The 20728-nt window shown below is 67.2% G+C and carries 18 protein-coding genes and 2 tRNA genes; 5 read left to right on the top strand and 15 right to left on the bottom strand.

The window, feature by feature from the left end:
* Positions 1–32 precede the first annotated feature (32 nt).
* From QF050_RS09545 to QF050_RS09530, 4 genes are all read right to left on the bottom strand, one after another.
* Complete coding sequence (locus tag QF050_RS09545; protein WP_308930235.1) at positions 33–989, bottom strand: DUF2797 domain-containing protein; 957 nt, start codon at positions 987–989, stop codon at positions 33–35.
* Positions 990–1016: 27 nt separating this feature from the next.
* A complete protein-coding gene (locus QF050_RS09540) occupies positions 1017–1880 on the bottom strand; it encodes a CoA ester lyase (RefSeq protein WP_308930234.1) in 864 nt (287 codons plus the stop codon).
* Positions 1881–2035: 155 nt separating this feature from the next.
* Positions 2036–2977: an aldo/keto reductase gene (locus QF050_RS09535; RefSeq protein WP_308930233.1), complete on the bottom strand. Its 942-nt coding sequence runs from the start codon at positions 2975–2977 to the stop codon at positions 2036–2038.
* A 37-nt stretch (positions 2978–3014) separates the two neighbouring features.
* Positions 3015–4727 carry a glycoside hydrolase family 13 protein gene (locus tag QF050_RS09530; protein ID WP_308930232.1) on the bottom strand — a complete coding sequence of 571 codons (1713 nt, stop codon included), beginning with the start codon at positions 4725–4727 and terminating at the stop codon, positions 3015–3017.
* Between the two features lie 96 nt (positions 4728–4823).
* Here QF050_RS09530 and QF050_RS09525 point away from each other — a divergent pair, with 96 nt between their 5' ends.
* Positions 4824–6032, top strand: coding sequence for an ROK family transcriptional regulator (locus QF050_RS09525; RefSeq protein WP_308930231.1), 1209 nt, complete (start codon positions 4824–4826; stop codon positions 6030–6032).
* Positions 6033–6330: 298 nt separating this feature from the next.
* Here the strand turns inward: QF050_RS09525 and QF050_RS09520 are convergent, their stop codons facing one another.
* From QF050_RS09520 to QF050_RS09490, 7 genes are all read right to left on the bottom strand, one after another.
* Positions 6331–6987, bottom strand: a complete 657-nt coding sequence (locus tag QF050_RS09520; RefSeq protein ID WP_308930230.1) for an SDR family oxidoreductase — start codon at positions 6985–6987, stop codon at positions 6331–6333.
* A gap of 5 nt (positions 6988–6992) precedes the next feature.
* Positions 6993–7562 (bottom strand): dihydrofolate reductase family protein, encoded by a 570-nt coding sequence (locus QF050_RS09515; RefSeq protein ID WP_308930229.1) that lies wholly within the window; start codon positions 7560–7562, stop codon positions 6993–6995.
* A gap of 22 nt (positions 7563–7584) precedes the next feature.
* Positions 7585–8382: a membrane protein insertase YidC gene (gene yidC / locus QF050_RS09510; protein WP_308930228.1), complete on the bottom strand. Its 798-nt coding sequence runs from the start codon at positions 8380–8382 to the stop codon at positions 7585–7587.
* Between the two features lie 94 nt (positions 8383–8476).
* Positions 8477–8550, bottom strand: a tRNA-Met gene (locus tag QF050_RS09505).
* A 61-nt stretch (positions 8551–8611) separates the two neighbouring features.
* Positions 8612–8683, bottom strand: a tRNA-Thr gene (locus QF050_RS09500).
* A gap of 302 nt (positions 8684–8985) precedes the next feature.
* Complete coding sequence (locus QF050_RS09495; RefSeq protein WP_308930227.1) at positions 8986–11097, bottom strand: DEAD/DEAH box helicase; 2112 nt, start codon at positions 11095–11097, stop codon at positions 8986–8988.
* A gap of 409 nt (positions 11098–11506) precedes the next feature.
* A complete protein-coding gene (locus QF050_RS09490; RefSeq protein WP_308930226.1) occupies positions 11507–12160 on the bottom strand; it encodes an MOSC domain-containing protein in 654 nt (217 codons plus the stop codon).
* Between the two features lie 134 nt (positions 12161–12294).
* Here QF050_RS09490 and QF050_RS09485 point away from each other — a divergent pair, with 134 nt between their 5' ends.
* The 4 genes from QF050_RS09485 to QF050_RS09470 are packed head-to-tail and all read left to right on the top strand — an operon-like array spanning position 12295 to position 16779.
* Positions 12295–12885 carry a Tat pathway signal protein gene (locus QF050_RS09485; RefSeq protein WP_308930225.1) on the top strand — a complete coding sequence of 197 codons (591 nt, stop codon included), beginning with the start codon at positions 12295–12297 and terminating at the stop codon, positions 12883–12885.
* Positions 12886–12897: 12 nt separating this feature from the next.
* The gene (locus QF050_RS09480; protein WP_374121516.1) at positions 12898–14100 is read left to right on the top strand and encodes a glutathionylspermidine synthase family protein; all 1203 of its coding nucleotides are present in this window, start codon (positions 12898–12900) and stop codon (positions 14098–14100) included.
* A 13-nt stretch (positions 14101–14113) separates the two neighbouring features.
* Complete coding sequence (locus QF050_RS09475) at positions 14114–15607, top strand: APC family permease (RefSeq protein ID WP_308930223.1); 1494 nt, start codon at positions 14114–14116, stop codon at positions 15605–15607.
* Positions 15604–16779, top strand: coding sequence for an acyl-CoA dehydrogenase family protein (locus tag QF050_RS09470; RefSeq protein WP_308930222.1), 1176 nt, complete (start codon positions 15604–15606; stop codon positions 16777–16779). The genes QF050_RS09475 and QF050_RS09470 overlap by 4 nt, the downstream gene beginning before the upstream one ends.
* Before the next feature lie 45 nt (positions 16780–16824).
* Here the strand turns inward: QF050_RS09470 and QF050_RS09465 are convergent, their stop codons facing one another.
* Genes QF050_RS09465 through QF050_RS09450 form a run of 4 tightly spaced genes read right to left on the bottom strand, consistent with a single transcriptional unit; the run spans position 16825 to position 20720 of the window.
* The gene (locus QF050_RS09465) at positions 16825–17595 is read right to left on the bottom strand and encodes an SDR family oxidoreductase (RefSeq protein WP_308930221.1); all 771 of its coding nucleotides are present in this window, start codon (positions 17593–17595) and stop codon (positions 16825–16827) included.
* A gap of 35 nt (positions 17596–17630) precedes the next feature.
* On the bottom strand, positions 17631–19001 hold the full coding sequence (locus QF050_RS09460) for an MFS transporter (protein WP_374121515.1): 1371 nt from the start codon (positions 18999–19001) through the stop codon (positions 17631–17633).
* Positions 18998–19504 (bottom strand): helix-turn-helix domain-containing protein, encoded by a 507-nt coding sequence (locus QF050_RS09455; protein ID WP_308930220.1) that lies wholly within the window; start codon positions 19502–19504, stop codon positions 18998–19000. The genes QF050_RS09460 and QF050_RS09455 overlap by 4 nt, the downstream gene beginning before the upstream one ends.
* Positions 19505–19556: 52 nt before the next feature.
* Entirely contained in the window at positions 19557–20720 is a 1164-nt protein-coding gene (locus QF050_RS09450; RefSeq protein WP_308930219.1) for a cystathionine gamma-synthase, read from the bottom strand.
* Positions 20721–20728 lie beyond the last annotated feature (8 nt).

Raw genomic sequence — 20728 nt, 5'->3', positions numbered from 1 at the left:
ACCGAGCCCGGCGGCGCCGCGAATCCGGCGGCTCAGAACAAGGCCTCCTGCAATACGGGCACATCTGAGGTGTACTCGCCCAGCACGATGGTCCGGGCCGACAGCTGGGACAGATTGACCACGAATCCGGCGTCCGTGCCGTCGAGCCGGGCCAGCACGTTCGCCCCGCTCAGCGCCGCGATCCCGAAGCCGTGCTGCCCCTGGTCCAGCGCATGCGGGTAGGGATGCCGCTGGCCGGGCGCGTGCAGGGCGTCAGCCTGTGCCGGCCGGACCCACTGCTCCTCCATGGTGTCGAAGTCCTCGACGGCGGTACGGGCCAGCAGCGCCCGCACCCTGCCTGCGGCGCGGGTATTGACGGCTGTCAGCTCCGTGGCCGGAAGTGGGTACAACAGGGCGTCCGCTTTGGCAGCGGACCGGACCTGCTGGGTCAGGCCGGCCTGGGCCGTCACCAGGTCCTCGAGGACGCGCACCACCTTTCCATCCCGCGCCCTGGCAACATAGCTGGCCGCCGCGGCTCCCTGTTCGGCCAGCCGGTTCCACTTTCGTGGTCCGGAGGCCGTTCCCACCTTCGTGGCACCGCCTGCGAAGGTGGCAATGTACAGCCAGTGCTCCTGCATCAGGTAGTCCCGCAGACCAGGCGTGACCCGGCCGCCACGGTGGAAGTCATGCATCAGCCGGGACTCATCCAGCACGAAGCACCGCTCGCACTGCTTCCCGCGGGCGGCGGGCGCAGCGGCGGCGCAGGGGATGTGGTCCCGCCGCGTTGACGAGTGAACCACCGTATGCCCAAGGCAGGATTTGCCGGGGCGGACCACTTTGAAGCCCAGCCGTGCCTGCGGGTGGAGGCTGAGCTGCCGGAAGTTCCCGTCCGGTGACTGCAGGCGCAAAACCGGACTGCCGGCGTCGTGCGCTGCTGTGGACGCCTGCGCTGCCGGGGCGGGCGCCCCATCCCAAAAGACCCCGTGGACCAGATATGGGGTATCGGTCAAGGGGTCTCCTGAGGAACGGGGGTGGCGCTAGAGTGCGGGCTGGACCCCGAAGGCTACGGCGAGCTTCATGATCTTCTCGGCGCGGCCCAGGCGGGGCAAGTCGGAGCCGTCACGGATGACGCGGCCGTTTGCTTCGAAGTCGTTCATGAAGTCGGTGGCCCAGGCGACGTCCGACGGGGTGGGGCTGATGACCTCGTTGATCACCGGGGTCTGGTCAATGGCCAGGCAAAGCTTGCCGGTCATGCCCATCATCACCGTGATGCCGGTCTGCTCGCGCAGGATGGGGTGGTTGGTGCCGACGGTGGGGCCGTCGATGGGGCCGGGCAGGTTGCCCACGCGGCTGGCGACGACCAGCTTGGCGCGCGGGTAGGCCATCGCTTCCGGGGTGGCGGCCATGCCGGTATCGCGGCGGAAGTCACCGGACCCGAACGCCAGCCGGAACGCACCCTGCGCCTTGGCAATGTTGTTGGCTTCCTCGATGCCGACGGCGGATTCCACCAGCGGGATCACGGGGGTCTTGCCGTCCATGCGGTGGAAGCTCTCGGTCACCTGGTCAGCCGATTCGGTCTTGGCGAGCATGACACCGAGCAGGCCCGGGGTGCCGCGCAGGCCCGCGAGGTCATCGGCCCAGAACGGGCTGGTGGCATCGTTGATCCGGACCCAGGCCTGGCCGCCGGCGGTCAGCCAGTCCACCACGTTGGTCCTGGCCTTGTCCTTCTGCGACGGGTCCACGGCATCTTCAATATCCAGGATGATCGAATCGGCGCGGGACACGGCCGACTGGTCGAAGAGCTCCGGCTTCATGGCATTGACCAGCAGCCAGGAACGTGCGATCTCTGCGGGGATATTGCGTTCCGGCCTTACGGTTTCGGCGGCGATGGTAGACGTCATGGTTTCTACAGTATCCGCCCGGCAAGCGGCACGGCGAAGAAAACGGCCGGCTTGTGAGGATCAATACGAACTAAACGCGTTATGACTGGATTTGGGTGGCAGCAGGTGCCTTGAGGGCGTCCATCACGACACTTGCTGCCACCCTAGGAAAAAGGTCAGGGGATGTTGCTGCCCCGTGCCGTTACCCAGAGCCGGTACCAGTCCGCCCGGGTCAAGGCACCGGCCACCCGGGCGGCGTCCGCGCAGGCGCGAATGCGGCCGGGGTTGGCCGTCCCGACCACCGGCGCGATGCCGGCCGGGTGCTTCATCAACCAGCCCAGCAGGACCGCCTCGCCGGACGCGCCGTACTCCGCCGCGAGTTCAGCCACCAGCTCGGCGGTGGCAGCCTCGGCGGTGGTGGGGCTTTCCAGCTCCGCCCCCGTGTAAGCGCCGCGGGCCAGGGAGCCGTATGCCTGCAGGGTGATGTTGTTGCGGGCGCAGTACTCCAGCGTGCCGTGCGGGAAGCTGTAGTCAAGGTGCTCCGGGTGGTTGACCAGGACCTGGCTTTCCAGCCAGGCCCGCTTGAGCAGGCTCATCTCCAGCTGGTTGGCCACCACCGGTGTCTCCAAACGGTCCTGCAAGACCTCGATCTGGGCAGCGGACATGTTGGACACACCCAGCTGGCGGACCTTGCCTTCGGCCATCAACTGCCCGACGGCGGACGCCACCTCCGCAGGGTCCGCCAACGGATCGGGGCGGTGCAGCAGCAGGACATCCACGTAGTCCGTCCGCAGCCTTTTGAGGCTGCCTTCCACCCGCTCCAGGATTGCCTCCCGGCTCAGGTCGTAGTGCGTCTGGAGGCCGCGTTCGTTCAGCCTTATTCCGCACTTGGTCTGCAGCCGGATCTGCTCCCGCAGGCCCGGAGTGCGGGCCAGCACCTCGCCGAACACGGCTTCCGACTTGCCGTTCCGGTAAATGTCCGCATGATCAAACAGTGTGATCCCGGCGTCCACGGCAGCCTGGACGGCAGCAGCGGCCTGGTCCACATCCTCTGCATGATGCGGTTCCTCGGACCAGCTGCCGCCCAGCCCCATGCATCCGTAGATGAGCTCCTGCATCAAAAGCGCCCGCGCCCGCGTCGGCGGAATGCCGGCATCAGCGCAGCCACGCGGTGGTGTTGGCCGGCAGCTTGCCGGCCTCCAGCGGCGCGCTGCTGACCAGCACCTCACCGGCGGGGAGGTCGACGGCAGTGCTCCCAAAGTTGGTCACGGACTGCCAGCCGTTTGGGCGCTTGAAGTGCAGCACGTCCGGGGCGCCGGCATCAATCCACTCCAGTTCTTCGCCCGTGAGCAGCTCGCGGCGCAGCTTCAGGGCCTTGCGGTAGAGCTCCAGGGTGGAGCCTTCGGTGCCGTCCTGGGCCTCAACGGCGTACTTGCTGAACCAGTCCGGCTGCGGCAGGTGGGAGCCGCCCTCGCCGAAGCCGAAGGAGGTGCCTTCCACCTTCCAGGGCAGCGGAACACGGCAGCCGTCGCGGCCCACCTCCACGCCCTTGTTGCGGAAGAAGGACGGGTCCTGGCGCTCGGATTCGGGAATGTCGGCCACTTCCTGAAGGCCCAGTTCCTCACCCTGGTAAAGGTACGCAGAGCCGGGAACGGCGAGCATCAGGAGGGTAGCGGCCCGCGCGCGGCGCTCGCCCAGTTCAACGTCCAGCTGGTCCTTGGGGCCCCCGGCCAGCAGCCAGTCCTTGCCGTCCTGGCCCTTGGCACCGGCCTTTTCCTTGGCCATCCGGGGCAGGCCGTAGCGGGTGGCGTGCCGGACGACGTCGTGGTTGGAGAACACCCAGGTGGAGGAGGCGCCGGTGGCAGCGGCCTCGGCGAGGTTGCGGGTAATGGTCTCCTTGTACTCGGCGGCATCGAAATCGGCCTGCAGCAGGTCGAAGTTGAACGCCTGGCCCAAGCCCTGCGGGCTGGCGTAGCGGGCACGCCGGGTGGCGTGCACCCAGGCCTCCGCCACGGCGGTGCGCGGCGGGTTGTACTCGTTGAACACCTCACGCCATTCGGCGTAGATCTCGTGGACTTCGTCGCGGTCCCAGAAGGGGTGCGAGCCGTCGTCGAATCCGTCCACACCGGTGTTGGCCGCGCTCAGTTCGAGCTTGGACAGCAGCGGTTCGGTGAGGTCCTTGGTGAGGGCGTGTGCCACGTCGACGCGGAAGCCGTCCACGCCGCGGTCGGACCAGAAGCGCAGGGTCTTGAGGAAGTCGTCGCGGATCTCGCGGTTGGACCAGTTCAGGTCAGGCTGCTCCTTGGCGAAGATGTGCATGTACCACTGGCCGGGGGTGCCGTCCGGTTCGGTGATCCGTTCCCAGGCGGGTCCGCCGAACACCGAATCCCAGTCCGACGGCGGGAACTCGCCGTTGGGGCCCTTGCCGTCGCGGAAGATGTAGCGGTCGCGTTCCGGGGACCCCTTGGGCGAGGCCAGCGCTTCCTGGAACCACTTGTGCCGGTTGGAGGAGTGGTTGGGGACGATGTCGGCAATCAGCTTGATCCCGGCGTCGTGCAGAGCCTTGGCCATTTCGTCGAAGTCGTCCAGCGTCCCCAGCTTGGGATCGACGTCGCGGTAGTCGTCCACGTCGTAGCCCCCGTCCGCCAGTGCGGACGGGTAGAACGGGCTCAGCCACACGGCGTCGATTCCCAGCGACTTAAGGTATGGCACCTTGGCGGTGATGCCCTTCAGGTCGCCGATCCCGTCGCCATTGGAGTCCGCGAAGCTGCGGGGGTAGATCTGGTAGACCGAGGCCTGGCGCCACCAGTTGGGGTCAGCCAGACGGCCGGAGTCGGACAGGGTTGCCAGCGTGGCAGTGGTGGACAAGGGGTGGTCCTTTTCTTTGCAGCAGGTACATTTATATTGAATCTAAATTTACTTCCTCAAATATTATCTGGTGCTTTGGACAGGAAGGTCAACAGCATGGCTGAACTGGTTCCGGCGACTCCCCAGCTGCTGCGGCGGGTCAGTGCCGGCGCGGTCTTGGAGTACCTGCGCGCCGCGGCGGCAGTGACGGTCACGGACGTCATGGCGGCCACGGGCCTGACCCGCGCCACCACCATCGCCGTCTGCGAGGACCTGGTCCGGCGGGGCTGGGTCCTGGAGCGGGAGAACCAGCGCGAGTTCGGCGGCTACCAAAAGGGCCGCCCTGCCCGCCGGTTCGAACTCAACGAACGTGCGGGCGTGGTCCTGGGCATGGACATCGGATACGCCAAGGTCACCGTGGTGGTTTCGGACCTCCGCGGCAAGACCGTGGGGCGGGCCAGCCGTCCCTTCCAAGCCGGTGACGTCGGCTCCCGGGAGCGCATAGCTTTCATTGACGGCGTGGCCATGGCGGCGCTTCGCTCAGCTGTTGCCGCACCGCACCAGGTCCTGGCGGTCTGCGCCGGAGTGGCCGCGCCGGTGGACCGGCACGGGGACGTGGTGGCCACACAGAAGTTCTGGGGGCTTTTTGACCTGGGACTGCGGCCGGCCCTCAAGGAAACCCGGGGATGGACGGTACTCGTTGAAAACGACGCCAACCTTGCGGCCTTGGGCGAACGGTGGCAGGGCGCAGCTGCGGGGATCGACGACGTCGTGGTGATCCTGGCGAGCGAACGGCTGGGATCCGGGATCGTGGAAGGGGGGCGGCTGGTGCATGGCACCCGCGGCAGCGCCGGGGAGCTTGCGTACCTGGACCTGGTGGAGGGCGTGGGCGACACCTACGGCATCGCCCACCTGGCCCGGACCTGGGCCGCCGAGGCCTTGGCCGGGGCAGCCCCCACCGCCCTCCGGGCCGTCCAGCCGGGCAGGGTCGAGGCCGAGCAGGTCTTCGCGGCTGCGGCCGACGGCGACGCCGTGGCGCAGGACATCCTGGACCGGCTGGCGGACAGGATGGCCCGGGTGGTGGGGACTGTAGCCACCTTTCTCAACCCGGAACTGGTGGTGATCGGCGGCGGCGTGGCCAATTCCGCGCATGTGCTGCTGGGCCCCATCACCGCTCGGCTGGACAACTTTACGGCCACCCCCGCGCGGGTGGCCGTCTCCCCGTTGGGAGACTCGATCGTGACGGTGGGTGCGGTGCGCTGTGCCCTGGACTACGTGGAAAAGCATTCCTTGGATCTGGAGTTGGCCCCGCCGGCCGAGGCCTAGCTATTCCGGCATGATCATGGTGCGCAGGTCCAGCTGCCGCAACACCCGGTCCGCCACCTTTGGGTCCATGTCCGGCTCGTTGCGGGCCGCTACCACTTCCTGCCGCGCAGCATCCAACGCGATCGTTTGGACCGCGACCGCTCAGAACGCGTTCGACAAGGATTCGTCTACCGGTCGGGGTCAGGCGGGCATCACGGTGGACCATGAAGACCTCTTGGTCGTTGGCTGTGTGTGGCAACCACCAACCTAAGAGGTCTTCACCTATTCACGATGTAACCAACGTCCTGACCCAGTACGCCTAGGCGCGCGGTCCCAATGCTGCTGACACCGGCAGGGTGCCGTCGCGGAACTCGATGGTGCGGCCTGCGGTCTGGGGCAGGTCCAGCACTGCCGCCGCCACGATTGCCGTGTTGGCCCGCGACGTGTCACGGTCCCCGTCGGGTGACGGGTCGACGTCGATCAGGCCTGTTCCGGGTTTGTCCGTCAGGGCGCCGGGACCAAGGATGGTCCACTCCAGTTCGGTGCCGCGCAGGTACTCGTCCGCGGCTGCCTTGGCCTCCGCGTAGGCAAAGAAGCTGTTGCTTTCGGGCACGCCATGGTCCTTGCCTGCGCCGAAGTAGGACACCATGACGTACCGGTTAACGCCGGCCTGTGCGGCGGCATCGATGGAGCGGATGGCGGCATCCCGGTCCACGGCGTAGGTCCGCTCGGGGTTGCCGCCGCCGGCGCCGGCAGACCAGACCACGGCGTCGTGGCCCTGGAGGGCGTCGGCGATGTCCGTCGTGGCGGCATTCTCGACGTCCAGGATCAACGGCGCGGCACCGGTCTCAGTGACATCCGCGGCGTGGTCCGGATTCCTGATGAACGAGGTGACGCTGTGGCCCTCCCCGGTCAAGAGGGCGGACAGGAGGAGGGCCACTTTCCCGTGGCCGCCAATGATGGCGATGCGTGTCATGCCCCTCATTCTGCCTGCTGGGCCAGACATCTGTAACGCAAGTACACCGCCCCGGCCTCGAAGCGGCGCACATCGACCAGTTCCAGCCGGGATTCGAGGCCGTCCGGCAGGAAACGCAGCCCGCCGCCCACGGCCACCGGGGTGATGAACAGCCGGCACTCGTCAACGAGGCCGGCTTTCAGGGCGTGCTCGGCGATGGTGGGGCCGCCGATGCTGATGTCCTTGTCACTGGAGGACTTCAGGTTCCGCACGGCATCCGGCAGGAATTGGCGTTCCAGCCGGGTCCGTGGCGTTGCGGCGGCGTCCAGCGACGTCGAGTACACCACCTTGTCCGCCCCCTGCCAGATGCGGGCGTAGTCCTGGATCACGGCAGGTTCATCCGATGTATCCATCGTTTCCCAAACCGACATGACCTGGTACATCCTGCGGCCGAACAGGTAGGTGCCCACGTCCCGTTCGAGGTCGTTGATGAAGGCATGGACCTCCTCGTCGGGGGCGGACCAGGCAAAGTTGCCGTCCCGGTCCGCTGTGTAGCCGTCGAGGGACATGATTCCGGAGTAGATCAGCTGCGCCATGGGCCCATTCTGCCGGTGGAACTCAGGCCCGCATAGGACTTCGTGCCACCAGGACCTGCTGCCCCAGGGTCCAGAGGTTGGAGACGGTCCAGTAGACCAGCACGCCAATGGGGAAGAAGATGCCGCCCACACCGAAGACCAGCGGCAGCACGTACAGCAGGACCTGCTGCTGGCGGACCAGCGGACTGCCGGGATCCTGCCCGCTGACGGATCGGGCGGCCACGAGTTTCTGTGTCAGGAACTGGCACGCGATCATCACCAGGATCATGGCGACGGCGAGCACGGCCGCGGCGGCCGGGTCGCCGCCGCCGTGGACCAAGGAGGCGGACAAGGGTGCACCGAAAATGCTGGACGAGTCGAATTGGACCACCTGCGCCCGGCCCATGGCTCCGATGCCATCGCCCTGTTGCGAGGCGTTGGAGATCCCCGACAGGACCTGAAACAGGGCGAGGAAGAACGGTGCCTGGATCAGCAGGGGCAAGCATGCCGAGAATGGATTGGTGCCGTGCTTCCGGTACAGGGCCATTTGTTCCTGGGCCATGGCCTGCCGTGAGCCCTGGTCTGTCCTGCCCTTGTACCTGTCCTGCAGTTCCTTCAGGTCGGGCTGCAGGAGGCCCATCCTGCGCTGGGCCCGGACCTGCGCCAGGAACACCGGGATGAGGGCCGCACGGATCACCAGGACCAGGCCCACGATGGCCAGGGTCCAAGTCCAGCCTGACGCTGCAGGCATTCCCGCAGAGCTCAGGCCGTCGTGGAAGGCCACCATGATGACGGACACCAGCCACCGGAATGGTTCCATGACCGCTGCAACAACATCCACCGAGTCCCCCATCCGCCAGTTGCTGCAAAGCTACTGCCGATCCGGGAAACAGGAAAGCCCCCGGAATCTCGGGGGATTCCGGGGGCTTAGCCTGTAGCGGTGGGGAGGCTCGATCTCCCGACCTCACGATTATGAGTCGTGCGCTCTAACCAACTGAGCTACACCGCCACGAATGAGAAAAACCTGCGTCAAGCCGGTCAAAACCGCCTTGACACAGGCCCTCATTCAGAGCCCCCCACCGGAATCGATCCGGTGACCTCGTTCTTACCAAGAACGCGCTCTACCACTGAGCTAGGGGGGCAACGAGTAAATACTCTACCGGAAGATTTACGCACCAACAAATCGGGATCGACGCCGGGCGGGAGCGATCGAAACAGCTGCGTGGGCGCCGGGCGATGGCGCGGTATTCCGCGTCATTCCGCGGTTTCCGGGCATCGAAAAGACAAAGCGGACGACGCCGGGAAGCGGCTTGGGCGGCCACCCTCCAACGCCTCGGCGGGCAAATGTGGTGAGGCCCACACCTTGCTGGTGGTTAAGCGCCGGTGGGCCGGCTCAAAAGAGCCGGCCCACCGTCGTCGTCAATTTTTCACACCCGCAGGAGGCTTACCACTTGCCCTTGCGGTTGAAGTCGCGGTGTCCGCTGTCGCCGCCGTGGCGGGGCTTGCGGGAGCCGTCACCGTGGCCACCGAAGCGTGAATCGCCGGCCTGGCCGCGGTCGCTGAAGGAGCGCTCGGACCGCTCACTGTACGAACGTCCGCCGCGCTCAGCGGAGGACCGCTCGCCGTCATTCTTGCGGAATTCCTTCTTGAACCCGCCGTTGCCCTTGAAATTGCCGCCACGGTCGCCGCCACGGTTGCCTTGGTAGGCGCCGCGGTCGCCCGAGGGCTTGCGGCCGTTGTCCAGCTCAAGGTGGATCAGCTCGCCGCCGATCCGGGTGCGGGACAGGGCCCGCAGCTGCTCGGGGCTCAGGTCCGCCGGGAGCTCCACCAGGGAGTGGTCCGAGCGGATGTCGATGCCGCCGATCTGGGCCGAGGAAATGCCGCCCTCGTTGGCAATGGCGCCGACGATGGAACCGGGCATGACGCGCTGGCGGCGGCCCACCGCGATGCGGTAGGTGGCGTTGCCCTCGGTCAGCGCACGGGTAGGCCCACGGGAGCCGAAGCCGTCCTTGGAGCGTTCACGCTTCTGGAATTCGGGAGCAGCGGGCAGTTCCTTGACCAGCAGCGGCTGTCCGCCCTGGGCCATGACTGCCAGTGCCGCAGCGATTTCTGCTGCCGGCACCTTGTGCTCTTCCTCGTAGGAGGCGATCAGGTCGCGGAACGCCGCGACGTCCTCGGACTCAAGGGTCTCGGTGATGCGCTCGGCGAACTTGCCCAGGCGCAGCGTGTTCACGGTCTCGGCGGTGGGCAGGTGCATCTGCTCCACCGGCTGGCGGGTGGCCTTTTCGATGGCGCGCAGCAGGTACTTCTCGCGCGGCGTCATGAACAGGATCGCGTCACCACTGCGGCCCGCACGGCCCGTGCGGCCGATGCGGTGCACATAGGACTCGGTGTCGTGCGGGATGTCGTAGTTGACCACGTGGCTGATGCGCTCTACGTCCAGGCCACGGGCGGCGACATCGGTGGCCACCAGGATGTCGATCCGGCCTTCCTTCAACGCGTCCACAGTGCGCTCGCGCTGCTGCTGCGGGATGTCGCCGTTGATGGCGGCGGCCTGGAAACCGCGGGACTTCAGCTTGTCAGCCAGGTCCTCGGTGGCCATCTTGGTGCGCACGAAGGCGATGACGCCGTCGAAATCTTCCACTTCGAGGATGCGGGTCATGGCATCGAGCTTGTGCGGGCCCATGACCTGCAGGTACCGCTGGCGGGTGTTGGCGCCGGTAGTGGTCTTGGACTTGACGGAGATCTCGGCCGGGTTGTTCAGGTATTGCTTGGACATGCGGCGGATCTGGCTCGGCATCGTGGCCGAGAACAGTGCAACCTGGCGGTCAGACGGGGTCTGCTGGAAGATCTGCTCCACGTCTTCGGCGAAGCCCATGCGCAGCATCTCGTCGGCCTCGTCCAGGACCAGGTACTGGAGTTCGGACAGGTCCAGGGAACCCTTGGAGATGTGGTCGATCACGCGGCCCGGGGTACCGACAACAACCTGGGCACCGCGGCGCAGGCCGGCGAGCTGGGGACCGTAGGCGGAGCCGCCGTAGACGGGAAGGACCGTGAAGTCATCGATGTGCTTGGCGTACGAGGTGAAGGCCTCGGCAACCTGGAGCGCGAGCTCGCGGGTCGGGGCCAGAACCAGGGCCTGGGTCTTGCGTGACGGGCCGTTGAGGTCGTGGAGTTCGGCCAGGCGGGACAGTGCCGGTACTGCGAATGCTGCAGTCTTACCGGTTCCGGTCTGGGCGAGGCCCACAACGTCGCGGCCTTCGAGCAGCAGCGGTATGGTGGCGGCCTGGATGGGGGACGGCTTTTCGTACCCGACATCCTGCAGGGCGGCCAGGACACGGCCATCGATGCCGAGATCGGCGAAGCGGACGCCGTCTTCGTCGTCCTCGTCAGCCTTGGCTGCGGGGGCTTCTTCCGCTTTCGCGGCGGGAGCAACCGGGGCGGTTTCGGGAGCCTCAGCGGTTTCAGCGGCAGCCTCTGCTGCGGGCGCAGCGGGCTCGGTGAATTCGATGCTGACGTTTGCTTCGGGGGTGGTTTCGTTCTGGTTTTCGGGCATAGGGAGATATTCCTCATCCATAGGGGGCCAGGCGGCACTACCCGAGGTGAGCGGAGCCGCAGTACGCGTGCCGATGGTGCCGGGCAAACATTGACCGGCCGGTCACAGAAGTCCGGCGCTTTCGCAATCCCGTGGCAGGACTTCGCGCTGCATCTCTTGGCTGCTATCCCAGCAGTCTGTACAGCGTTTTCTTTAGCCGGCTCTCCCTATGAAAATGCCCGCATCGCTTGCGCGGGCCCCAACACTTGCCAGTCCTGCCTCAAAAATTGGGCAGGAATAAGGGATTTCCGGAGTGGGGGATATTTCAAGTGTAGGGCACGGACACCGCCGACGGGAAATTAAGGGCCCGACGACGGCGGTGAGCTTGCGCACACAGCGAACGGACAGCGCGCCACGGGGTGCGCCGGGGCTACTCCCCCAGCCGCCGCAGCAGTACCTCGAACCTGGTGTGGTACTCCTCCTGGAGCCTGATCTCGCCGTCGGCCTCTGCATCGCGCAGGGCCTCGACAGCCTCCGCGTCCGGCGCACTGAACCATCTGCCGATGGTCACTCCGTGGCGCGGCACGAACGTGCGGTGGATGTAGTCGCCCGACTGGATGGTGCCCGTACGGATGACGCGCAGGTAGGCTCCCACGCGCCCTTCCTCGGTGAAGCGCTTCACCCATTGGGGTTCTTTCATCCGGCGCTGGAAGGTGGCGCAGGGGACGCGCGGGGAGGTGACCTCGAGGACGACGTCGGCCCCCACCTGCCAGCGCTCCCCGATCACCGCGTTGGTTGGTTCAATGCCGGAAACCCGCAGGTTTTCGCCGAAAATGCCCGGCGGCAGCTCACGGCCCAGCGTGCCGGCCCAGAAATCCGCGTCGGACTGGGAGTAGGCGTAGATGGCCTGGTCCTCGCCGCCGTGGTGGACCCGGTTGGCCTGGATATCCCCGTGCACACCCAGCTTGTGGACCTTCACGGGACCGTCAGACGGGCGTTTGTCGATCGCCGTGACGCCAACATTTCCCTGGTCTCCCAGGAGTTGGTGGACGCGGCAGACGGCGAGGACAGAAGCTGGTTCCATGGCTTCAGTCTAGGGTTCCTGCCAGCCGTACCAATCTCGTCAACGGACTCTTGCAGGGACTACGCTGGGTCGAGACTTGCATGTGGGGGTGCAGCGCTGCGCCCAAATAGTGTGGACAACTGAGGGGGACGGCCGTGGAGTCGAATGAAAAAGACCCGAAAGCGGACCCGGAAAAAGGGCCTCCGGAGGGAAGCGGAACCGCCAAGCCCCCGCCTTGGCAGGTCCCCAAGCCTGAGCTGCGTCCCGACCTCCCCAAGGAGCCTGTCCCCCTGGTGGACCCGTTTGCCCGTGAGCGCGAAAAGCAGCTCAACTCGGCGGCGGCGCGGAAGAAGCGCTCCCAGCGCCGCACGGTGGTGGTAGGCCTGGGCGTGACCGCGCTCCTGGCCGGGACCATCACGGCTGTGGTGGCCAGCAACGAGGACGACCCCGAGTACGCGCAGGTCTGCTTCAACGACGACACCGGCGAGCGCGTTGAGGACACCAACTGCGACAGCTCCGCCGGCCGCAGCGGCGGCGTTTACGCCTGGTATTTCTACTCCCGCGGGGCCAGCGTCCCGTCGGTGGGCCAGAACAGGTCCACCGCGCCCGGCTACACGCGGACCATCCCCAGCGGGGCAAAGGCCTCCACCGGTTACAGCAGCAAGGGCGGCACGGTCAGCCGCGGAGGCTTCGGCTCCAGCGCCAAGAGCGGCTCAAGCGGCGGCGGCAAGGTTTCGGGGGGCTGACCGGTGAAAAGAATGTTGTCTGAGCCCCGGCCGGGCTGGAAGCAGAAGATCGAAGAGCAGGGCCTGGTCTTCTCCGCCACCACCATGGATGACGGCCGCCGCATTGAGTACTGGAACGAATCGGCGTACTACGAATTCACCATGGACGAGGTGGAAACCCTTGAGGTCGTCGCGGAGGACATGCACCGGATGTGCCTGGAAGCGGCAAAGTTCCTGGCTACCGGTGCAATGGGGAGCATCGGCATCGGCCCCCAGGCATTGGAGCTGGCTGCCGAATCCCTGCAGGCCGCCGACGTGGACGTCTACGGCCGGTTCGACTTCATCTACGACGGCCGGGGCGGGCCGGCCAAGATGCTCGAATACAACGCCGACACCCCCACCGGACTCATCGAAGCCGCCGTCGCCCAATGGTTCTGGCTGCAGGACGTCCACCCGGAGAAGGACCAGTGGAACGGCATCCACGAGGCCCTGATCCGGCAGTGGAAGAAGTTCCAGTACCGCACGGGCATGAGCACCCTCCATGTGGCCCACTCCGAGGTGGAGGAATCCGGCGAGGACTGGATGACCGCCGCGTACATGCGCGACGTCGCCAGCCAGGCGGGGTGGACCACCATCGGGATCAACATGTCCGATATCGGCTGGGACCCCAACCTGAACCGGTTCGTGGACCTGGACAACTTCATGATCAGCACCATCTTCAAGCTGTACCCCTGGGAGCTGATGATGAGGGAGGAGTTCGGGCCCCGCCTCCTGGAACGGGCGCATAACCCACGCTGGGTTGAGCCGGCCTGGAAGATGCTGCTCTCCAACAAGGCCCTGCTGGCCGCGTTGTGGCACCTCTACCCGGACCACCCCAACCTGCTGCCCGCGTACCTCAGCAGCCCGGGGCCGCTGAAGGAATGGGTGGCCAAGCCCCTGCACGGCCGCGAAGGCGACAACATCCGGATCCACGCGGACGGCATCAACCTGGAGCAGCCCGGCGGTTACGGACGCGAGGGCTGGTGCTACCAGCAGTACCACGCCCTTCCCGACTTCGACGGCAACCGTCCTGTGCTGGGCCTCTGGGTGGTGGACGGCGAATCCGTGGGCTGCGGCATCCGGGAATCCGACGGGCCGGTCACTGACTACTTCTGCCGCTTCGTGCCCAACACCATCGACGCACCGGCCCCCCTTTCGGCGCTGGCCAACTCCAGCAAGGCAGGTATCGCCCTATGAACCCGGAGACAGCATGAGCACGGACATTACGACGAAGGGAGGTCCCGGCGGCGGACCCGGCACCCCGGTGCCTGGCAAGGGCTTGCGGGCCGGGATCCTGGACCTGGGCGACTCGGTGATGCTGGGGCTGGCCTCCACCGCCCCGGTGTACTCGCTGGCCGCCACCCTCGGCCTGATCGTTGCCGTCAACGGCAACTACACTCCCCTGATCCTGCTGCTGGGGTTCGTCCCGGTCCTGTTCATCGCCTACGCCTTCCGCGAGCTCAACAGTGCCATCCCGGACTGCGGCACCACCTTCACCTGGTCCCGCCAGGCCTTCGGCCCGTGGGCGGGCTGGCTGGGCGGCTGGGGCGTGGCGCTGGCCGGGATCGTGGTCCTGGCCAACCTCGCCCAAGTGGCCGGCCAGTATGTTTGGCTGCTGGTGGGTGACGGGTCGCTTGCGCAGAACAAGGTGGTGGTCACCGCCACGGGGCTGCTGTTCATCGTGTTGATGACCTTGGTGAACTACCGCGGGATCCGGCTGGGCGAACACGTCCAGCGGGTGCTGACCTACGTCCAGTACATTGCCCTGGGCATCTTCGCGCTGGCGCTCGTCATGCGCATCGTGGGCGGTGCGCCGGAGGGCCAGGCCTTCGATATCGAGTGGTTCAACCCGGCGGGTGCCTTTGCCGACCCCGGTGCCGTGGTCCATGGAACCCTCCTTGCCCTGTTCATCTACTGGGGCTGGGACACCTGCCTTGCCGTGAACGAGGAAACCGAGAACCCCACCAAGACTCCCGGCCGCGGAGCCGTGATCTCGGCTTTCGTCCTGATGGCGATCTATGTTTCGGTGGCGCTGCTGGTGATGATGTACGCCACCGTGGGGTCCGAGGGCATCGGCCTGGGCAATGAGGCCAACAAGGACGATGTCTTCCTCGCCATGAAGGACGTGGTCCTGGGGCCCTGGGGCTGGCTGATCGTCGTCGCGGTCCTCGCCTCCGTCCTGTCCTCCACGCAGACCACCATCCTCCCGACCGCCCGCGGCACCCTGTCCATGGGCGTCCACGGAGCTCTTCCGGCGAAGTTCGCCGAGGTCCACGAGCGGAACCAGACGCCCGGTTTCTCCACCCAGGTGATGGGCGGCGCGGCGGCTGCCTACTACGTGGCCATGAGCTTCCTGAGCGAGAACCTGCTGGCGGACTCCATCAGCGCCATCAGCCTGTTCATAGCGTTCTACTACGCCCTCACCGGATACGCCTGCTTCTGGTACTTCCGGGCCACCCTGCGGGGCTCTGCACGGAACCTCTGGTTCCGCGGCATCCTGCCGCTTCTCGGGGCACTGCTGCTGACCGCTGCGTTCTTCGTCTCCGCCGTGCAAATGTGGGACCCGGCGTACGGCGATACCCAGATCCTCGGCGTCGGCGGTGCCTTTGTCAGCGGCGTGGTGCTGCTGGCGCTTGGGGTGGTCCTGGCAGCCGTGTGCCGGTTCCTCCCGGCCACCCGCGGCTACTTCGAGGTGAAGCGTTGAGCGCCGGCCCGTCCGACGTCCTGGACCTGGACTCCCTGCTGTCAGCGGAGGAACTGGAGCTCCGCGAGCACATCCGCGACTTCACCCGCCAGCGGCTCAAACCGGAGATTGCCCGCTGGTACGAGGACGCCGTGTTCCCGCTGGAGCTGGCGACAGAACTCGGTGAGCTGGGTGTCCTGGGGATGCACCTGGACGGCTATGGTTGCCCGGGCCGGTCCGCCGTCGAATACGGGCTGGCGGCCATGGAGCTGGAGGCCGGGGACTCCGGCATCCGCACGTTCGTCTCCGTGCAGGGCTCCCTGGCCATGACCGCCATCCACACCTGGGGCTCGGAGGAGCAGAAACAGCAGTGGCTGCCCCGGATGGCCGCCGGCGAGGTGATCGGCTGCTTCGCCCTGACGGAGCCCACCGCAGGTTCAGACCCCGCCTCCATGGCCACCTTTGCGCAGCGGGACGGCACCGGAGACGGCGCCGGCTGGGTGCTGAACGGGGCCAAGCGCTGGATCGGGCTGGCCTCCGTGGCGGGCGTCATGGTGGCCTGGGCCATGACGAACGACGGCGTGCACGGCTTCCTGGTGCCGGCCCGAACCCCCGGCGTGACGGCCACGCCCATCCGGCAGAAGCTGTCCATGCGCGCGTCCATCCAATGCGACGTGGTGTTCGACGACGTCCGGCTCGGTCCGGAGGCGCTCTTGCCGGCGGCCCGCGGGCTGCGCGGGCCGTTCACCTGCCTGAACGAGGCCAGGTACGGCATCGCCTGGGGCGCCATGGGCGCGGCCCGCGACTCCTACGAGGCCGCACTGGCCTACTCGCAGGACCGGTTGCAGTTCGGCAAGCCGCTGGCCGGATACCAGCTCACCCAGGAAAAGCTGGTGAACATGCTGGTGGAGATCCAGAAAGGCACCCTGCTGGCGCTGCACCTGGGCCGGCTGAAAGATGCCGGGACCATCCGGCCGGAGCAGATCTCCCTGGCCAAGCTGAACAACGTCCGCGAGGCCATTGCGGTGGCACGGGAAGCCCGGACCATCCTGGGCGGCAACGGCATCACCGGCGACTATTCACCGCTCCGGCACGCCGCGAACCTTGAGTCCGTCCGGACCTACGAGGGCACCGACGAGGTGCACACCCTGATCCTCGGCCGGCATATCACCGGCTTGGACGCCTTCCACTGACCCCGCTCCCCCAACCAGCCGGGAGGGCGCCGGGGTCACAACGGATTACGCGGAGAAGCCGCCGTCGACCTTGATCAGCTGCCCGGACACCCAGCGGCCGGCCGGCGAGAGCAGGAACGCGACGGTCCCTGCGACGTCGGCCGGGGTACCGAGGCGGCCTGTCGGCTGCTTTGCCGTGAGCTCGTCCTTTATCTCGGGAGTCATCCAGCCGGTATCCACCGGGCCCGGGTTCAGGACGTTCGCGGAGATCCCCTGTGGACCCAGTTCGCGGGCGGCGGCAATCACGATCCTGTCCAGGGCACCCTTCGAGGCCCCGTACGGCAGGTTGAACGCTGTGTGGTCGCTGGTCAGCGCCACGATCGCGCCGCCGTCGTCCGTGGCCTGGCGGGCGAAGGCTGCAATCAGCTGCCAGCTGGCGCGCGTGTTGACGGCGAAGTGCCGGTCGAAGGACTCAACGGTGGTGTCCAGCACCCCTGAGTCCACCGATTCGGCGTGGCTGAGCACCAGGGCCTGCAGCGGGCCGGCAAGCTGCCCGGCCTCGGCCACCAGCCGCTCCGGCACGGCGGGATCCTGCAGGTCTGCGGGGAGGGCGTGGACCTTGGCGCCGATGGCTTCGAGCTCGGCCGTGAGGCGGAGGACATCGTCCGGCTCGCTCCCCCACGGCATCCGGGCGTCGTAGCCGGCCCAATAGGAGAGGACAAGGTCCCAGCCATCGGCGGCAAGCTGCCGGGCAATACCGGCGCCGATATTCCCGGTCCGCCCGGCGCCGGTGACCAACGCAACGGGGCGGGCAGCTGCGGGTTCGAGTGGTTCCATCCGACCAGCCTAGCGGCGGCCCGTGATGCGCTGGTTCAGGCCGCCGCTGGCTCCGCGTCCCGCGAACTGCGGTTCCGGCGGATCGTGGCGCTGATGACCGCGGCGATGGTGCACATTGCCGCGGCGCCAAGCCAGGCGTAGGTGTAGTGCCCGGTGGCATCACGCAAGGCCCCGGCGGCGATGGCGGCCGCGGCGGCTCCCAGCTGGTGCGCCGCGAACACCCAGCCGAAGACCACGCTGCCGTCCGCGCCGAACGTCTCGCGGCAGATGGCGGCCGTGGGGGGAACGGTGGCCACCCAGTCCAGTCCGTAGATCACCACGAAGACGATCATGCTGGGCTGCACCTCGGCATTCAGCAGCAACGGCAGCACCAGCAGGCCGATGCCGCGGAACTGGTAGTAGACGGCCAGCAGCACGCGCGGATTGAACCGGTCGGTCAGCCAGCCGGAGGCGATGGTGCCGATGATGTCGAAGATCCCGACGACGGCGAGCAGCCCTGCGGCGGTGGTTTCGGGCATGCCGTGATCGTGCGCGGAGGGGATGAAGTGGGTGCCGATCAGGCCGTTGGTGGTGGCGCCGCAGATGGCGAAGCCGGCTGCGAGCGCCCAGAAGGTCCGGACTTTGCTGGCCCGGCGGAGTACCTGGAGGGCGCGGACAGCGGCGTTGGCGCGTGGTCCGTCCGGGGCGGCGGCGGTTGTGGTTGCCTCCTGCTCCACGGCCTCAACCTCCACCGCGGGGGCCGCACCATACGGCAGCACCCCGACGTCGGCGGGCGAGTTCTTGAGGAACTTCAACACCAGCGGGACCACCGCGAGGGCGCCGGCGGCAATCAGCAGGGAGGCCTGCCGCCAGCCGGGATCCTGCGCGAGCAGGGCGATGAACGGCAGGAAGACCAGCTGGCCGGCCGCACTGCCTGCGGTGAGGATCCCAATGACCAGCCCGCGGCTCCTGGTAAACCAGGTGTTGGCGATGGTGGCGGCGAAGACCAGCGCCATGGAACCGGTGCCGAGCCCGATCAGCAGGCCCCAGGTCAGCAGGATCTGCCAGGACTGGTTCACCAGCACCGTCAAGGCGCTGCCCAGGCCGATCAGGACCAGGGCCGTGGCCGTGACCGCCCGTACGCCGAACCGTTCCATCAGGGCGGCGGCGAACGGCGCGGTCAGGCCGAAGAGCACCAGGTTGATGCTGACAGCCGCGGAAAGGACCGTGGTGGACCAGCCGAATTCCTGCTGGAGCGGGACCATGAGGACTCCCGGTGCCGCCCGGAATCCGGCCGCCCCGACGAGTGCCAGGAACGCCACGGCGGCGACGATCCATGCCGGATGCAGCCGGCGGCGCTGTACTGTGCCCGGCCCGGTGGCGGTTGCCGCCGAAGTCTTGGCTGCTTCCTCGGGCAGGGTGCTCACGCTGCCGTTCCTTTCCCGGCTGCAGTGGACAACCGGATGGGCTGCTCGGACCGTGACCGGCTGTGCCAGCTGGTGTTGGCCGCGGTGAGGCGTTCTCCGCATTCGGTGCAGGTATCGGCTGAGGTGGTGGGTTTCCCGCAGCCCGAATGGATGACGTACAGGTGTGCCTTGTCCGAGGGCGCGGCCAGGTGCTTTTCCGCCCAGATGGTGACCGCATTCAGGACCGGGAGTGCGTCTTCGCCCATAGGTGTCAGCACGTACTCCTGGCGGGTGCGGCCGCCGTCATCGTACGCCTTCTTCTCCAGCAGCCCGGACTCGACCAGACCTGCGAGCCGCTTGGTGAGCACGGAGTCGGCCACCTCGAGGCGCGCTTTCATGGCATCGAAGCGCCCGTTCCCGAAGAAAACCTCGCGCAGGACAAGGATGGACCAGGGGTCCCCCAGGATGTCCAGGCCGCGGGCCATGCTGCAGGTGCGTTGGGACCAGTCGGATCGGAGAGGCATACGGGAACCCTAGCTGACTTTCTTCAAGAAAGCCAGGGTTCCCGTATGGCCGCTAGGGAATTGCGGTGAAGGCCTGGTCCAGGTCGGCGATCAGGTCCTCAACATCCTCGATGCCGCAGGACAGGCGCAGCAGGTTCACCGGAACGGCCAGCTCGGTGCCCTTGACCGAGGCGTGGGTCATCTCGGACGGGTAGTTCATGAGTGATTCGATCCCGCCCAGCGACTCGGCCAGGGTGAACACCGACGTGGACTCGGCCACCTTCCGGGCAGCCGCTTCACCGCCCTTGAACTGCACGGATACCATGCCGCCGAATTTGCGCATCTGCTTCCTGGCCAGCTCGTGGCCGGGGTGCGACGGCAGGCCCGGGAACAGGACAGCCTCAACCTCGGGCCGTTCCAGCAGCCACTCGGCCACCGCCTGGCCATTTTCGCTGTGCCGGTCCATCCGCACGCCAAGCGTCTTCAGCCCGCGGGTGGTCAGGAACGCGTCCATGGGTCCGGACACCGCCCCCACCGCGAACTGCACGAACCCGATCTTCTCCGCCAGTTCCGCGTCTTTGACCACCACGGCGCCGCCCACCACATCCGAGTGTCCGCCGATGTACTTGGTGGTGGAGTGGACCACGACGTCGGCACCGAGGGCGAGCGGGTTCTGCAGGTAGGGCGAGGCAAAGGTGTTGTCGACCACCAGGAGGGCCCCGGCGTCGTGCGCGATGTCCGCGAGCGCGGCGATGTCAGTGATCTTCATCAGCGGGTTGGAGGGCGTCTCCACCCACACGAACCTGGTCTTGTGCGCGGCGACGGCGTTCCTGACAGTGTCCAGGTTGGCCATGTCCACGGGTGTGTTGCCAATCCCCCAGTCCCCCAGCACGCGGCTGATCAGCCGGTAGGTGCCGCCGTAGGCGTCATTGCCGAGCACGATGTGGTCGCCCGGGCGGGTGAGCGCGCGGATGAGCGCGTCTTCCGCGGCCAACCCGGAACTGAAGCTGTAGGCGTGCGTGCCAAGTTCCAGGGCGGCGAGCTGTTCCTGCAGGGCATCCCTGGTGGGGTTGCCGCCGCGGCCGTACTCGTAGCCGCTGCGCAGGCCGCCGATGCCGTCCTGGGCATAGGTGGAGCTGAAGTGCAGCGGCGGTACCACGGCGCCGGTACGGGGCTCGAAGGCCTGGCCGGCGTGCACGGCGCGGGTGTTGAAACCCTGGTTCTCAGAGGCAGTCATGGGTGCTC

Source organism: Arthrobacter sp. SLBN-112 (assembly GCF_030944625.1).
GTDB lineage: Bacteria > Actinomycetota > Actinomycetes > Actinomycetales > Micrococcaceae > Arthrobacter.
This window is presented reverse-complemented; position numbering and strand designations above follow the sequence as displayed.